Origin of the sequence: Mycobacterium sp. 1081908.1, from assembly GCF_001673535.1 — a bacterium.
Taxonomy (GTDB): Bacteria; Actinomycetota; Actinomycetes; order Mycobacteriales; family Mycobacteriaceae; genus Mycobacterium.
Map to the genome: position 1 here is coordinate 21,309 of NZ_LZLY01000080.1, position 13,755 is coordinate 35,063.

Annotated in this window: 16 protein-coding genes and 4 pseudogenes; 12 read left to right on the plus strand and 8 right to left on the minus strand. The window is 68.8% G+C overall.

The window, feature by feature from the left end:
- The first annotated feature begins 76 nt into the window (after positions 1–76).
- Entirely contained in the window at positions 77–1,297 is a 1,221-nt protein-coding gene (locus A5655_RS11545) for a CaiB/BaiF CoA-transferase family protein (protein ID WP_067009870.1), read from the plus strand.
- Between the two features lie 12 nt (positions 1,298–1,309).
- Here the strand turns inward: A5655_RS11545 and A5655_RS11550 are convergent.
- Positions 1,310–1,577: pseudogene (locus A5655_RS11550) on the minus strand (thioredoxin domain-containing protein).
- Positions 1,578–1,710: 133 nt separating this feature from the next.
- On the opposite strand from A5655_RS11550, the gene A5655_RS11555 reads away from it, so the two are divergent.
- The 5 genes and pseudogenes from A5655_RS11555 to A5655_RS11570 all read left to right on the plus strand — a co-directional run bounded on the left by A5655_RS11555 (position 1,711) and on the right by A5655_RS11570 (position 3,396).
- Complete coding sequence (locus tag A5655_RS11555; RefSeq protein WP_066931381.1) at positions 1,711–1,980, plus strand: metal-sensitive transcriptional regulator; 270 nt, start codon at positions 1,711–1,713, stop codon at positions 1,978–1,980.
- 32 nt (positions 1,981–2,012) lie between these two features.
- Positions 2,013–2,432, plus strand: a complete 420-nt coding sequence (locus A5655_RS11560; RefSeq protein WP_067009907.1) for a DUF302 domain-containing protein — start codon at positions 2,013–2,015, stop codon at positions 2,430–2,432.
- 6 nt (positions 2,433–2,438) lie between these two features.
- Positions 2,439–2,713 (plus strand): annotated as a pseudogene (locus tag A5655_RS11565) (carboxymuconolactone decarboxylase family protein).
- Positions 2,714–2,811: 98 nt separating this feature from the next.
- Positions 2,812–2,940, plus strand: a complete 129-nt coding sequence (locus A5655_RS29110; RefSeq protein WP_255361998.1) for a hypothetical protein — start codon at positions 2,812–2,814, stop codon at positions 2,938–2,940.
- 144 nt (positions 2,941–3,084) lie between these two features.
- The gene (locus A5655_RS11570) at positions 3,085–3,396 is read left to right on the plus strand and encodes an ANTAR domain-containing protein (RefSeq protein ID WP_067009873.1); all 312 of its coding nucleotides are present in this window, start codon (positions 3,085–3,087) and stop codon (positions 3,394–3,396) included.
- Positions 3,397–3,474: 78 nt separating this feature from the next.
- Here A5655_RS11570 and A5655_RS11575 read toward each other — a convergent pair whose 3' ends face one another.
- Positions 3,475–4,197 (minus strand): IclR family transcriptional regulator, encoded by a 723-nt coding sequence (locus tag A5655_RS11575; RefSeq protein WP_067009876.1) that lies wholly within the window; start codon positions 4,195–4,197, stop codon positions 3,475–3,477.
- A gap of 96 nt (positions 4,198–4,293) precedes the next feature.
- Here A5655_RS11575 and A5655_RS11580 point away from each other — a divergent pair, with 96 nt between their 5' ends.
- Entirely contained in the window at positions 4,294–5,634 is a 1,341-nt protein-coding gene (locus A5655_RS11580) for an FAD-binding oxidoreductase (RefSeq protein ID WP_067009909.1), read from the plus strand.
- Positions 5,634–6,428, plus strand: a complete 795-nt coding sequence (locus A5655_RS11585) for a DAPG hydrolase family protein (RefSeq protein ID WP_067009880.1) — start codon at positions 5,634–5,636, stop codon at positions 6,426–6,428. Before A5655_RS11580 ends, A5655_RS11585 begins: the two co-directional genes overlap by 1 nt.
- 84 nt (positions 6,429–6,512) lie before the next feature.
- Here the strand turns inward: A5655_RS11585 and A5655_RS11590 are convergent, their stop codons facing one another.
- From A5655_RS11590 to A5655_RS11600, 3 genes are all read right to left on the minus strand, one after another.
- Positions 6,513–6,965: a hypothetical protein gene (locus tag A5655_RS11590; protein WP_067009883.1), complete on the minus strand. Its 453-nt coding sequence runs from the start codon at positions 6,963–6,965 to the stop codon at positions 6,513–6,515.
- Positions 6,966–7,143: 178 nt separating this feature from the next.
- On the minus strand, positions 7,144–7,488 hold the full coding sequence (locus A5655_RS11595) for a DUF732 domain-containing protein (RefSeq protein WP_067009886.1): 345 nt from the start codon (positions 7,486–7,488) through the stop codon (positions 7,144–7,146).
- Between the two features lie 101 nt (positions 7,489–7,589).
- Complete coding sequence (locus tag A5655_RS11600) at positions 7,590–9,365, minus strand: DUF4407 domain-containing protein (protein WP_067009889.1); 1,776 nt, start codon at positions 9,363–9,365, stop codon at positions 7,590–7,592.
- A 236-nt stretch (positions 9,366–9,601) separates the two neighbouring features.
- Between A5655_RS11600 and A5655_RS11605 the strand changes: the two genes are divergently transcribed.
- Positions 9,602–10,159, plus strand: coding sequence for a hypothetical protein (locus A5655_RS11605; RefSeq protein ID WP_067009892.1), 558 nt, complete (start codon positions 9,602–9,604; stop codon positions 10,157–10,159).
- 84 nt (positions 10,160–10,243) lie between these two features.
- Complete coding sequence (locus tag A5655_RS11610) at positions 10,244–10,672, plus strand: SRPBCC family protein (protein ID WP_197508671.1); 429 nt, start codon at positions 10,244–10,246, stop codon at positions 10,670–10,672.
- Positions 10,673–10,685: 13 nt separating this feature from the next.
- Here A5655_RS11610 and A5655_RS11615 read toward each other — a convergent pair whose 3' ends face one another.
- The 3 genes from A5655_RS11615 to A5655_RS11625 all read right to left on the minus strand — a co-directional run bounded on the left by A5655_RS11615 (position 10,686) and on the right by A5655_RS11625 (position 13,532).
- Positions 10,686–10,916 carry a hypothetical protein gene (locus tag A5655_RS11615; RefSeq protein ID WP_067009898.1) on the minus strand — a complete coding sequence of 77 codons (231 nt, stop codon included), beginning with the start codon at positions 10,914–10,916 and terminating at the stop codon, positions 10,686–10,688.
- A 90-nt stretch (positions 10,917–11,006) separates the two neighbouring features.
- Positions 11,007–12,752, minus strand: a complete 1,746-nt coding sequence (locus A5655_RS11620) for a molybdopterin-dependent oxidoreductase (protein WP_067009901.1) — start codon at positions 12,750–12,752, stop codon at positions 11,007–11,009.
- A 249-nt stretch (positions 12,753–13,001) separates the two neighbouring features.
- Entirely contained in the window at positions 13,002–13,532 is a 531-nt protein-coding gene (locus tag A5655_RS11625; RefSeq protein WP_082978611.1) for a nuclear transport factor 2 family protein, read from the minus strand.
- On the opposite strand from A5655_RS11625, the pseudogene A5655_RS27105 reads away from it, so the two are divergent.
- Positions 13,515–13,664, plus strand: a pseudogene (locus tag A5655_RS27105) (LLM class F420-dependent oxidoreductase); the annotation flags it as partial. The gene A5655_RS11625 and the pseudogene A5655_RS27105 overlap by 18 nt on opposite strands.
- A pseudogene (locus A5655_RS28670) lies at positions 13,661–13,755 on the plus strand (nuclear transport factor 2 family protein); the annotation flags it as partial. The pseudogenes A5655_RS27105 and A5655_RS28670, both read left to right, overlap by 4 nt.

Here is a 13,755-nt window from a genome sequence, read left to right on the forward strand (position 1 = left end):
CGCGTGGCCGCAGCCGGGCTGTCGATATCCCTTAGAGTAGCTAGAATACTTAAAATAGCAAGAAAGGCGGCTTGCCTTGTCGGGTGTCCTCCAAGGTGTCCGAATCGTGGAGCTGGCGTCGTGGACCTACGTGCCGTCGGCGGGGGCGGCCCTGTCGGACTGGGGCGCCGACGTGATCAAGGTGGAGGGCGTGGCCACGGGGGACCCCGGACGGGCGCTGGTGGTCGGCGGGTTCACCCGCGAAGCGGCCCGCCCGGACGCCGACTTCATCCTCGAGTTGGGCAATCGCGGCAAGCGCAGCATCGCCATCGACATCAAGTCCGAGATGGGCCGCGAGCTGTTCGGCCGCTTGCTGGCCAGCGCGGATGTCTTCCTGACCAACTGGCTGCCCGGCGCGCTCGAGCGGGCCCGGCTCACCGTCGAGGACATCCGCGGGTTCAACCCGAAGATCATCATCGCGCGGGGCACCGGGCTCGGGGTTCGGGGTCCGGACCGGGATCGCGGCGGGTTCGACGCCGCCACCTATCTGGCGCGCGGCGGGGTGGCGTACACGCTCACGCCGTTCGGCACCGACACGCCGGCGGTCCAGGGCCCGGGGTTCGGCGACCTGCAGGGCGGCGCGACCCTGGCCGGCGGGGTGTGCGCCGCGCTGTTTCACCGGGAACGCACCGGCGAACCGACGATCGTGGATTCTTCGCTGCTGGCACAGGCCATGTGGGCGATCGCGCCGTCGATCTCGGCGGCCGATTTCTTCGACATCGACGGCATTCCGGGCGCCCCGCCCGGGCTGGCCATCAATCCCCTGGTGAACCGGTACAAGACCAAGGACGGCAGGTGGATTCAGCTGGTCTTCCTGCAGCCCGACAAATTCTGGGCCGGCTTCTGTGCACGCATGGGCCTGGGCGAGCTGGCCACCGACGAGCGGTTCGTGCCGTCGAGCAACCTGATCGCCAACGCGGCCGCGGCGACCGAGATCTTCGCGGACGCGTTCGCCCGCAACGACCTTGCGCACTGGCGAAAGGTGCTCGCGGACGAACCCGGGGTGTGGGGCGCCCTCGCGACACCGCGCGAGACCCTGAACGACCCGCAGGTCGAACCCAACGGATACGTGGTCACCAACGTCGACGACCACGGGGAGAAATACCGGATCGTCGCGGCGCCCGTGCAATTCGACGAGACCCCGCCGTCGCCCGCCCGCGCCCCGGAACACGGGCAGCACACCGAAGAGATCCTGCTCGAGCTCGACGTCGACTGGGACGACATCGCCAGGGCGAAGGACGTCGGGGCCATCCTCTGAGGCCCCACGCCGTCACCGGGCCGCGGCGGCCTTGCGGGTGGCGATCTTGGCGCGCACCGCGTCCATGTCCAGCGACTTCACCCGGGTGATGAGGTCCTGCAGGGCGGCCGGTGGCAGGGCGCCGGGCTGGCTGTAGACCATGGGACTGCGCCGATCGGTCGTAAATGGGCGCGAACGCCCGGCAGGGCGCACAGTAGCCGGCCCAAAAATCAACCAGCACAAGCGGGTTGTCGCGAATCGTCGACTCGAATGTCTCGTAGGAGAGGTTGGCCGTCGCCATCATGAATTCCTTTCGGTTCTGCGCCGAGGGATGACAACTCATACCCGGTGGGGTATATTCTGGATCGACCGATTGATACCCCCGCGGGTACCCGTGGGTGGCGGTCGGGAATACGGGGAGACGGAGGATTCAAATGATTGGTGACCAGGACAGCATCGCCGCGGTGCTCAACCGGCTGCGCCGCGCGCAGGGGCAACTCGCCGGGGTGATCTCGATGATCGAGCAGGGCCGCGACTGCAAGGACGTCGTCACCCAGCTCGCGGCGGTCTCGCGCGCCCTCGATCGCGCCGGGTTCAAGATCGTCGCGACCGGGTTGAAGGAATGCGTCACGGGTGCCACCGCCGACGGTGCGGCGCCGCTGAGCGAGGCCGAGCTGGAGAAGCTGTTCCTGGCGCTCGCCTGAGGGCACCGGGGCACGAACGGAAGGGAATCATGATGGATATCGCGATTGCGACGCCGATGCGCACCTCATTCGAGGACGCGGTCGCGCGTACCCGCGAGGCGCTCGCGGAGCAGGGCTTTGGCGTGCTGACCGAGATCGACGTGAAGGCCACGATGAAGGCCAAGCTCGGCCGCGACATGGAGGACTACCTGATCCTCGGCGCGTGCAACCCGCCGCTGGCGCATCGCGCCGTGGAGGCCAATCGCCAGATCGGCCTGCTGCTGCCGTGCAACGTCGTCGTGCGCGCCGACCCGCAGGACGCCGCGACAGTGCTCGTCGAGGCGATGAACCCGGGACTGCTGGTCGAGGTGACCGGCGAGCCGGAATTGCGCCCAGTCGCCGAAGAGGTCGGGGACAGGCTGCGCGCGGCGATCGGGTCCCTTAAGGCTGGTTCGCCGGTCAGCGCCGAGTAGGCCGACATGTCAGACCAGCATCACCACGAGGTCCTGCAGGAATTGCTGCCTCAGCACCGCGAGCTGCGCAAGCAAATCCCGGACGTGTACAAGGGATTCGCGGCCCTGAGCGGGGCGGCCCTGACCGACGGGGCGCTGAGCCGCAAGGTAAAGGAGCTCATGGCGTTGGCGATCGGGCCATCGGCGTCACCTTCCTGATGCATGGCGGGCCGGCCACCATTTACGGTGCCCGCGCTTACACGGCCTTCTGCGAATTCGCCGACGCGGAACCGGGGGAATAGCCCGAACGGTTCCGTCGGGCTCTCCGGGGCATGTGCCCTGCGGCGGATTTGATAGCGCCGGCGATATCAAATCCACGCGTCACCGCACTTCCCGGCCGATGGGATCGGCGCCGGTCGACAAGTGCGCCCTGGGCATCGACGTCGACACCACCGCGATACCGGACTACGACGTCTGCCACGACGCCTTGGTGGCCGGCTTCGACGAAGTGCTGGCTCTCGCAGGCTGATTCGCGCGATCCCGGATCGGTCACAAGCGCGTATCGATTGCAGCGGTGCTCTGGCACATCGCGTTGCGATCAACAAATCATGGCATAGGGCGCCTTTGAGGGGACAAGGCGCGACGATGCGTACCGCACGGGCTCTTTGCCGCCATGCGTGGCGGATTCCGTTCGGGCGCAACAGGAGGTATCGACAGCATGATGGCGTACGGCCCGAACTCCGGCGGCATTCTGGACACCGCGCGGGGAATCCTGATCGGACTTCGCCGATGCCCTTCGCAAGTGGCTTTCGACGAATTGCACAGTGCGGCATTGCGTCACAAGGTTCCGGTATTCGCCATGGCGTGGGCGCTCGTTCACCTGGCGGGTGACGGCGAGAAGACGCCGAGCTTCACCGACGCGCAGTCCGCGGCCCGCCACGAGTGGGGTTCTCTGTTCACCAGGCCTGCGGCGGTGAGCTGCTGAGCGGGGGTTAGAGACTTGGCGCCGGCCGGGGTCCTGGGGGGTACCACGGCCGTCGCCAACCAGCAGTCCGCGGAATCGTCAGCGCGTCCATGCCGACGATTCGGCCGCCGCGCGCAATGCCGCGAGGATGCGCTGCTCCTTTTCCCGAAACCGTTCGCTGGGAGCCGGCACGGAGATCGCGACCACGTTGTCGCCGGCGGTACGCCGCGCGATGGCGGCCGCCGAGATGCCGGGAGTGTGCTCGTCGCGGTCGAAAGCGATACCGGTGTGCCTGATCTCGGCGATTTCGGCACGCAGCGCGTCGGCCGCCCCGAGGCGACCGATGAGGGCGTCGGCCTCGGCCGCGTCGAGGGCCGCGAGGGCCGCTTTTCCGTTGGCGGTCGATTCCAGCGGGAATCGGACGCCGACGGCCGAGACCGCGCGCAGCCGGTGCGGCGATTCGATCTGGTCGACGAACCACATCCGCCGGCCCCGCAGTACCGACAGGTCGACCGTTTCGCCGTCGGCCGCGCGCGCCACCCGTTCGATCGTCGGGCGGAAGATCGTCGCGATCTGTTCGCCGTCGGCGCCGCCGAAACCCAGCAGGCGCTCACCGAGCGAAAAGCGGCCCTGCGCATCGACGTTCGCCAACCCCACCTCCACCAGGCCCACCAGCAGGCGGCGAGCCGTCGACTTGGCCAGCCCGAGCCGCTCGCCGAGGTCGACAAGGCGCAGCCGCCCCGGCTCGGCGGCGATCTCGTCCAGCGCCGCGGCGGCCCGGCGCAGGACCTGGATGCCTTCGTCGCGACCGGTCGGCAAAATTTTCCCCCTTTAAACGCCATTTGTCGGCATTCGTCCACTATAGTGTTCCGCATCGTGGATCACAACGACCCGAAATGCGGACCAAAGGAGTTCCACATGGGCGCGCTACCAGCCGGGCGGCACTTTTTCCGGGGCGATGACGGGTATGAGGCCGCCCGGCGCGGCACGGTGTGGCACGAGCGGGTGCCCGAGCGTTACCCCGAGGTGATCGTCCAGGCGGTCGACGCCGGGGAGATCATCGCCGGCATCCGCTATGCCCGGGCCAACGGGCACCGGGTCAGCATCGTTTCGGGCGGGCACAGCTTCGCCGCGAGCCACCTGCGCGACGGCGCCGTGCTGCTCGACGTCAGCCGCCTGGATCACGTCACGGTCGACGCCGAAAAGGGTGTCGCCGTCGTCGGTCCGGGCAAGGGCGGCAGCCTGCTCATGGCCGACCTGGAGGAGCAGGGGCTGTTCTTTCCCGGCGGCCACTGCAAAGGCGTCTGCCTCGGCGGTTATCTACTGCAGGGCGGGTACGGCTGGAACAGCCGCATCTACGGCCCGGCGTGCGAGAGCGTCGTGGGCCTGGACGTCATCACCGCCGACGGCGAGCAGATCCATTGCGACGCAGACAATCACGCCGATCTCTACTGGGCGGCCCGCGGGGCCGGCCCGGGCTTTTTCGGCGTCGTCACCTCGTTTTACCTGAAGCTTTACCCGCGCCCGGCCGTCTGCGGCACCAGCATCTACGTCTATCCGTGGGACGTCGCCGACGAGGTCTACAGCTGGGCCCGCAGCATCAGCGCCGAGGTGGACCGCCGCGTGGAGATGCAGGCCATCGCCACACGCAGCCTCCCGGAGATGGGCATCGACAGCCCCGCGATCGCGTTCGCGTCCCCGGCGTTCGCCGACTCCGAGGAGGAAGCGCAGCAGGCCCTCGCGATATTCGGCACCTGCCCCGTGGTGGACAAAGCGCTTGTCGCGGTCCCGTACATGACGAGCGACCTACCCACCTGGTACACGGCCGTGATGACCCACTATTTGAACGACCACCGCTACACGGCCGACAACATGTGGACCTCGGCGTCCGCCGAGGAGCTGCTGCCGGGCATCCGGACGATCCTGCAAACCATGCCGCCGGCCCCGTCGCACTTCCTGTGGCTGAACTGGGGGCCGTCCCCGCCGCGCCAGGACATGGCCTACAGCGTGGAGGACGAGGTCTACCTGGCGCTCTACGGCTCGTGGCGGGACGCCGCCGACGACCAGAAGTACGGCGACTGGGCGGGATCCAGCATGGCCGCGATGTCACACCTGGCCACCGGAATCCAGCTCGCCGACGAAAACCTGGGCAACCGGCCGGCGAAGTTCGCCACCGACGACGCCATGGCGCGCCTCGACAAGGCGCGCGCCACCTATGACCCCGACGGCTTGTTCAACAGTTGGATGGGACGACTCTGATGGCCGGCGATCTGTACCTGGGCTACCGTGACCACGACGCGAACACGCCGTTCGGCAAGTTCCTCAAGCCCGAAATGGCCCCGCTGCCAAGCCATGTCGTGGAGGCGCTGCAGCACGGCCCGCAGGGCGGGATGGCGTTGCTGGCGTTCGACGACGCCGCCAGCGTCGCCGAGGAGGGCTACCAGCGGACCGAGAACGGCTACGGGATCCTCGAGGACGGCAGCCTGCAAGTGTCGGTGCGCACCGACATGCCCGGGGTCACCCCCGCGATGTGGGCGTGGTGGTTCGGGTGGCACGGATGCGACACCCGCCGCTACAAGCTGTGGCACCCGCGGGCGCACCTGTCCGCCGCCTGGAAGGACGGCAAGGACGACCGGCGATACATCGGCCGCTGGTCGATGATCAGCGAGTACATCGGCTCGGCGTTGCTCAACGGCGCCATTCAATTCGTCGAACCGGCAGCGCTGGGCTGCCCGCCCGACACCGCGGACGCGGTGTCGATCTGCGCCCGGCTGGGGTCGGGCGACGCGCCGGTGGATGCGGGCTGGTTCATCCATCACATCCGCTCGACGCCGACGGGCGCCGAGATGCGGTCACGATTCTGGATGGGCGGACCGCACATCGCCGTGCGCAACGCGCCCGGCGTGGCGTCGCGGGCGGTCCGCCCGATCGCGTCGCGGGTGCTGGGCACCTCGGAGGCGACGGCCCGCAACCTGCTGGTGCACTGCGCGCAGGAGATGAATCACTTGGCGGGCTTCCTGCCGGAGCTGCACGCGGCCTTCGGCGCCGAATAGCGCGGGGCGGCCGCCGCGAAAGTGCAACTGCCGACACGTTTCTCGAGTAGCCGCGTCGCTAGTTGCACCCTCGCGATTTGGGCATCAGGCCGGCGTCGCCGCCGGCGGGTGCGGGGCGCCGACCACGACGAACGCCTCGACGGTGGTGGCCTGCTCGAAGCCCTGCACCTCCACCCGCCACTCGTACATCCCCGGCTCCAACGGGATTCCCGCCGGGATGTTGAGGGTGAGCGGCATGCGAACCGAGGTGCCGTGGATCGCCCCGGGCGGACGTCCGGCCTCCGCCGACGCCTCGAAGGAGATCCGTTGTGGCCCTTGCGTGCCCAGCACCACCACCGGGTCGCCGTCGGTGGTCAACAGTTGGCACGTCAGCTTGTGCGGCTTGTTGGTCTCGTCCCAGTCGATGTCCAGGAAAAGCACCAAAGCGAAAGGGGGCGTAGGGGTTTGGCACTGACGCCACCCGAGGCCGAGGGCATGAACCTTTCCGGATTGGACGTCAGCCTGCGCCGCGTCCGCGAGGAACAGGCTGATCTTCACGCCGGGGCCGCGATCGCCTTAGCGGTTGTCACCGCGAGACCCTGCCCTGCCATCTCCGCCGCCTCGAGATCCACGTGATCCTTCCCCCGCCGTCATCCGCAGGATCATACCTTCGCGCGGATCGGGCGCGGCGGCCGCGCACCCGCCCGGGTGCCGCCCTTGGGAAAGCGGATCTTCGCTATGCGCCGGCGGGCTTCGGCGCTTCGCCTTCCTCGGTCTGGGCCAGCTTTTCGGGGCAGTACGCGGAGGCCGCGATCGCCGCGAACTTGGCGGCGCCGGGGCCTTGGAACCCCGGGTTCTTCTCCTGCAGGTTCTTGACGATTTCCTCGCCGGTCAGTCCGTCGTCGGCCGACTTGCACACCTGCTTGCCGGCGGTGATCGCGCGGTCGGCGTTCAGGTACGTCAGGCCGGCTTGGGTGAGCGCGTTGAGGAAGCTTTGGTCCTTGGCGTCGGGGTCGGCGTAGGCCGGGGCGGCGGTACCGATGACGAGGGCGGCACTTGCCAGCAGCAGTACGGGTCTCATAGTTCCGTGATTGTCGCAAAGTGCGCAAAAGCGTGCATCCGCTGCGGCCAACGGGACTTTAACGACGGCTGGCCACCGGATGAAATCCGACGGCTCCGCAGTCAGTTGCCGGGGGGCAGCTGCCGGGGGCCTTCGGGCGCGCGCAGCTCGCCCGGTCCGTCTCGCCGCGTCAACGCGGCATCGCGCTCGCGCGACGCCAGCGTCAGGGCCTCGACGTCGTTGGCGGCGATGCCGCGCACCGAGCGCCGCTCGTGGCCGCCCACCCGGACCCGGCCGGCGGTGGGCGGGGCTTCGTCGGACTGCGGCGCCTGCCCCCCGGGCTCGGAGCTTTCCGAGTCGAGCGTCACCTTGCGGGTGCGCCTGAGCGCGAAGGTGATCTCCTCGACCTCTTCGAACACGTGCCGCGCGGTGCGCAGCGGCTGGGTCGTGTTGTCGATGACCCGGGCGACGAACGGGGGAACCAGCGGGCGGATCCAGCGGGCCGCGGCCCTGGTGGCGTCGGGAAGCGAGGGAATCAGCGGGGTCGCCCGCTCATCGTGCGGTTCGACCTCCCCGCCCGGCTCGACCGGTGCGGGCAGGTTCGCCGGGGTCGCGGGCGCCACCTGGACCTCGGGCTCCTGCGTGCCGGCGGGCAGCGGGGCGATCGCCCGACTGGCCGCCTCGGCTTCCGCCGCGATCGGCAGGTACATGTCGTCGGCCGGCGGCTCGAACGTTCGCCGCGACGACGCCCGCACCGGCGCATCGAGGGCGTCCATCACCCGCCGGCGCTGCCGTTCGCGGTCGATCTCGGTCTGCGCCTCGATGGCGAGCCGGGCCTGAGTGAGTTGGTGTTCGGCCCACATGATTTCGGCCTCGCGGCGGACCTGCGCCCGCTTGATCGCGATCGCGGTTTCGGCCTCGAGTTCGGCGCGTTCGCGCTCGGCCCGCGCGGTCGTGTGGCGGTCGTGCGTCGTCTCGCCGCGCCACAGCCGCAGGATCAGCGGCAGCAGGCACAGCAGCGCGAAGAACGCGATCGCCGCCAGCCGCAGCGCCAACGCCCCGGCGCCGGCCAGGGTGACGTCGTTCATGGCCACCCAGCGCGCGCCCAGCCCCCGGCCGGCGTCCGCGGCCACGTCCTCGCGCGCCCGCGCCAGGGCCTGCTCCTCACGGGAGATGCGGGCATCCAGTTCGGGTGCCTGGCGGTCGCGGGCCGCCAACGCGGTGTCCAGTTCGCGCTGGGCGTCGGCGAGAAGCTCGTTTGCGGTTCGGGTTTCGGGCCCGGCCCCGGGAACGCCGGTGATGCGGGTCTGCGGGCAGGGTGGCGTGGGGTTGTACTCGCAGCGCGCCACGACCAGGGCCTGGTCCTGGCGCTCGCGGGCCTGCGCGACGGCGCGGTCGAGCCCGCCCCGCGCGTCCTTGGTTTGTTGCAGCGATGCCGACGCCTGCGCGACGGCCGGAGCCGAGTCGGCGTTGCGCAGGGCCCGTTCGTCGAGGCGGTGGTCGATCGAACTGGCAAAGATGGCGAGCGAGGCGAGCTCGCCGACGACGACCCCGACGGCGATCGCGACGGCGGCGCGAGCGGCGACGCCGGGCCAGCGCCGCCCGGGCCCGGCGGCGGTGCCGCGGGTCACCGCGCCCACCAGCAGGCCGAAGACGAGCGTCAGCGCCACGACGGCGGGCGTCGGCCAGCGGGTGGACTGGCTCAGCGCCAGGCCCGCGACTAGCCAGGCCAGCGCGGCCACGAGCAACACGACCGCGCCGGCCAGGGCCTCGTCGGCCTGGGTCGCCCGCTCTTGCCGTTCACCGGGCTCGCGGCGGTGCCCGCCGCCGAGCCAGGTCAGCGGTCCCTGGATCCGGGACGTCAACGAGCGCGGCTCAGTGGCTTCCTGGGCGCACATCGGTTCCAAACACCTCCAAGTCAGTCAAGCCTCCCAGGCCGGCGGCCGGCGCACCGAATCCAGGCGCCGCACCTGTGGTGATGTTCACAGCGCAATGGGGGTGGGTGCGGGTCACATCCTCGTGATACCCATCGGGTCCGCCCAGCCTGTTCCGGGGGCCACGCCTGGCGCGAAATTGCTGCGACGCGGGCAGATCAGCGACCGTTCCGGCAGGGGACGTGAGACGGTATAAGCCTATGCCAAATCACGATTATGTCACCTACGAAGAGTTCGGCCGCAGGTTCTTCGAGGTCGCTGTCACCCCCGAGCGTGTCGCCGCCGCGTTCGCCGACATCGCCGGCAACGAGTTCGCCATGGAGCCCATCGCCCAGGGGCCCGGCGGGATCGCCAAGGTCAGCGCCAACGTCAAGATCCATGACCCCAAGGTGACCCGGCGCCTGGGCGACGACATCACGTTCGTCATCCACATCCCCCTGTCCATCGATCTGCTGCTGGACCTGCGCCTGGACAAGCAGCGGTTCGTGGTCTCCGGCGACATCGCGCTGCGCGCCACGGCACGGGCTGCCGAGCCCCTGCTGCTGATCGTCGACGTCGCGAAACCCCGTCCGTCCGATATCACCGTCAACGTGTCGTCGAAGTCCTTCCGCGGCGAGGTGCTGCGCATCCTGGCGGGGGTCGACGGCGAGATCCGTCGCTTCGTCGCCGCGTACGTCGCCGAGGAGATCGACTCGCCGCAGTCGCAGGCCGCCCAGGTCATCGACGTGGCCCAGCAGTTGGCGGAGGCCTGGCCCTAGCCATCGCGGGCCGGGGTTTATCCCGTCGGGACCGACGGGTATGCGGAAGCAACACCCGCGACCGCTGACGAGGAGCGAGAACCCTTGGCACGAGTAGATGTTTCGATGGCGTCGGATGTGCCCCCTGAGACCGCCTGGAAGCTGGCGTCCGACCTGCGCCGCTTCGACGAGTGGCTGACGATTTTCGGGGGCTGGCGCGGGCCCGTCCCGTCGACGATCGAGAAGGGCACCTGCGTTTCGTCGTGCATCAAGGTCAAGGGCTTCCGCAACATCATCCACTGGGAAGTCACCTGCTATGACGCACCGAAAGCGGTTGAGCTGCAAGGCCGGGGCCGCGGCGGCATCCGGGTTGCGGTCGGCGTGACCATCTCCGACGACGATCCGGGATCGAAGTTTCGCCTGACGGCGGACCTGAAGGGCGGCGTGCTTAGCGGGCCGGTCGGGGGGCTGGTCGCCAGGGTGCTGCGATCCGACATCCGGAAATCGGTCAACAACCTGGCTTCCCTGCAGTAGCTACCGCGAGCAGTTACGGCGGCGGCTGACCCGTGTGCCAGCCGCGTTCGGCGTCGCGGATCCGCCTGCGGTCCATGGCAAGCCACGCCAGCCCGGCGCCGAAGGCCAGCAGGCCGACGATCGCGGCCGCCACGCCCGGTCCGGCCTGTCCGAGCGCGAAATTGATCACGCACGCCACGAACGCGACGGCGCCGACCACGACGACGACGAGGCCGGCCGAGCGCTCCCAGAGGCGTCGTACCATGAGTGCCTCCTCAGATTCCGCTTCGTTACACCGCTTGTCTGCGGCTACCCGAAACGGCCTCCGAGGAAACGACTTTGGTCCGCGACGCCGTTACAGCGTCTGGTGCCGTCCGAAGTACTTGTGGTCCTCGCTGTAGCCACCGTAACCGCTGCCGATGTCGCGGTAGTCGGCGACGAACTCGATTCCCTTGATCCACTTCACCAGCTTGAAGCCGTGCTGCAACTCGTTGCGCAGCCGCAGCGGCTTGCCGTGCATGTAGGGGAGCGGCTGGTCGTTCATGTTGTAGGCCAGCATCGTCATGTGGTGGTCCATCTGGCCGATGTGGTGCGCGTTGTAGTAGATGCCGCCGGTGGCGCCGAGGCCCATCGAATAGAACACCGCCCATTTCGCCTCGGGCAGCGGTTTGACGATGTCCATGATCGCCTTCATCTGCACGCCGCCCCACTTGGCGACGCCGGACCACGCCTGGATGCAGAAGTGCTGGCTGATCTGCTCGTGGTAGGGCAGCGCCTTCAGGTCGTCGAGCGAGAATTCCATCGGGTGCTCGACCAGGCCGTAGACCCTCAGCCGCCAATCGCGAAAGTCGTTGGCCTCCAACTCTTTGTACTCGACCGTCTCGGGCAGGCGGCCGTTGCGCCAGTGGTGGGGCGAGATGTCCTTCTCGGTGAAGGCGCCGGGCTTGGGGTCGAGCCGTTCGAGCGCGCGCTGGAAGGGTCCGACGAGCGCGTATCCGACCCGCTGGATCACCCGGGGATGGCGAATCGTGAAGGGGGTGGCCCAAACCCACGCGACGGCCGTCACGACCATCGCCGCGGCGAAGATCCAGAAACCCATCCACCCGTTGTCGTCGCGGGCGGCGAACATGTGGTTGAGGTTCCGCAGCGCGCTGGTGGTCAGAACCATGGTCACGTGCACGAGGATGAAGAACAAGAAGTACACCAGCACCACGAAATGCAGCGAGCGCGCGTGCTGAATGCTCAGCCGCTTGCTGAGCCAGTGGACGCGTTGCGACAACGCGGGCGACATCCCGAGTCCGGTGATCAACGCGGCCGGCGCGGCGATGAAGACGGTGGTGAAGTAGGACAACAACTGCAGGCCGTTGTAGGCGACCCAGCCGTTGTCGGTCGGCCAGTCCAGGGACAGGTACTGGATCGCCACCGACGCGGCGTTGGGGAAGACGTCCCAGCTGGTCGGCACGATGTGGCGCCACTGGCCGGTGGCGAACAACAGCACGTAGAAGACCGCCCCGTTGAGGAGCCACAAGACGTCGATGCCGAGGTGCCACCACCGGGCCAGCCCGATCGAATGCCGGAATCCGGGCAACCCGAATTGCGGTGGCAGGGCGACGGTGTCGGCGTTGGCGGTCCACAGCTCGTCATCCGGAACCGGGGGCCCCACCCGCAGCCACTCGTCCTTGCCGGGGGTGGCGTTGCGGCTGAAGTAGAGGCGGGGATGGTCGCACAGGATCTGGATCCCCGTCCTGATGATGAACATCATCATGAAGAGGTTGAAAAAGTGAGTCCACCCGATCCATGCGGGCAGGCCGGGGCTGACGCCGATGTGGGTGTCGGTCCCGGGGTGACGCTGGATGAACGACTGCACCGCCGGCATGTTGTGCAGGCCCTTGCCGATCGCCACGCCGGCGATCAGCAGGGCGAAGCCGATGGGGATCAGCCAGAGCAGGTTGAACCATTTGTCGCGTCCGACGCGCAGCTTGGGGGCCGTCGCCCGCCGGGTGAGGTCGAACCCGCCGCCGTACGCCTCGACGTCGATGGTGTCCTCGGCGGTGTGTATTTCGTTGCGGTAGTCGGGGATTGACGTCAGCGGCGTGCCCACCGCGAGTGCCGATACAGAGCCGTCGTGCGCTGCCCGCCCCCCGGCGGTCCCGGCGGTGTCAATGCGCGGGTCCCGATGTTCGGTATTCGTCACGCGGCCGAAATTACCCGAAAGCACTTGGATTAATTGGACTCGATCGGGAAGGCAGGGACCGTCCCCGGTTCTGCGGTCGCCGGCAATTGTTGCCGGGGGCCAAAATCCGCCCCGGTCCGAATGGCGGTAGCCGCAACTGCCGAACAAACGGCGTATTTACTCCGCAAACTCGGTTCCTTGGGGGTCCCTGTGAGTTTGGGCATAACCTTCTGGAAGCCGATCCCGGCGCGGGTCGGACGGCCGCAATCGGCGGGTCGGCCGGGTCTCGATCGCGTTGACGGTCAGGGCCCGGCGGCTGATCCGCCAGCCCGCGTCCGTCAGCCGGTACTCGTCGTCGTAGCGCAGGTGCCAAACCACGTCGACGACCTCGTCCCCGCGCGGGCTCCAGTGGTGTGCGACGCACGCGACGCGCCCGCCGGCGGTGCCGCCCCGGGCGGCCTCGTCGTACACCTCGCCGACGATGGCGTGCTCGGTGCGGGTCACGGCGGCGACGGCGGCCACCGCGGCGGCGATGGCCTCGTGGCCGCGGTGGGTGTGGACGGGTTCCAGCGCGTCCGGCGGCGCGGGCACGTGCAATTCGGCCGTCTCGGTGAAAAGCATTGTGACGGAATCGAATTGACGGTCGTCCACGTAGGCCGCGTACCGGTGCACCAAATCGCTGAGGGCCGCGCGGTCACCAAGATCGATGCCGAGCGCGCGGGCGGCCTCGCCGATCAGGGGGCCGACCGGATCGTGCTCTCGATGCCGCCGACCGCCGACATCGAGGAGGCCAAGGACGCCCTGTCGGCGTGCGCCCAGCGGCTGTCGTTGAGCTCGTGACCCTCTCGGCGAGCGACCGCGCGGCCCTCAGCGATTTGGTGCACCGGTACGCGGCCTACGTGGACGACCGTCAATTCGATTCCGTCACAAT

Excerpts from the sequence above, each read along its gene's own strand:
- A5655_RS11600 (WP_067009889.1), bottom strand. The coding sequence starts at position 9,365 with ATGTGCGCCCAGGAAGCCACTGAGCCGCGCTCGTTGACGTCCCGGATC.
- A5655_RS11585 (WP_067009880.1), top strand. The coding sequence starts at position 5,634 with ATGGCCGGCGATCTGTACCTGGGCTACCGTGACCACGACGCGAACACG.
- A5655_RS29110 (WP_255361998.1), top strand. The coding sequence starts at position 2,812 with ATGGGATCGGCGCCGGTCGACAAGTGCGCCCTGGGCATCGACGTCGAC.
- A5655_RS11555 (WP_066931381.1), top strand. The coding sequence starts at position 1,711 with ATGATTGGTGACCAGGACAGCATCGCCGCGGTGCTCAACCGGCTGCGC.
- A5655_RS11615 (WP_067009898.1), bottom strand. The coding sequence starts at position 10,916 with ATGGTACGACGCCTCTGGGAGCGCTCGGCCGGCCTCGTCGTCGTCGTG.
- A5655_RS11560 (WP_067009907.1), top strand. The coding sequence starts at position 2,013 with ATGGATATCGCGATTGCGACGCCGATGCGCACCTCATTCGAGGACGCG.
- A5655_RS11605 (WP_067009892.1), top strand. The coding sequence starts at position 9,602 with ATGCCAAATCACGATTATGTCACCTACGAAGAGTTCGGCCGCAGGTTC.
- A5655_RS11570 (WP_067009873.1), top strand. The coding sequence starts at position 3,085 with ATGCGTGGCGGATTCCGTTCGGGCGCAACAGGAGGTATCGACAGCATG.
- A5655_RS11580 (WP_067009909.1), top strand. The coding sequence starts at position 4,294 with ATGGGCGCGCTACCAGCCGGGCGGCACTTTTTCCGGGGCGATGACGGG.
- A5655_RS11595 (WP_067009886.1), bottom strand. The coding sequence starts at position 7,488 with ATGAGACCCGTACTGCTGCTGGCAAGTGCCGCCCTCGTCATCGGTACC.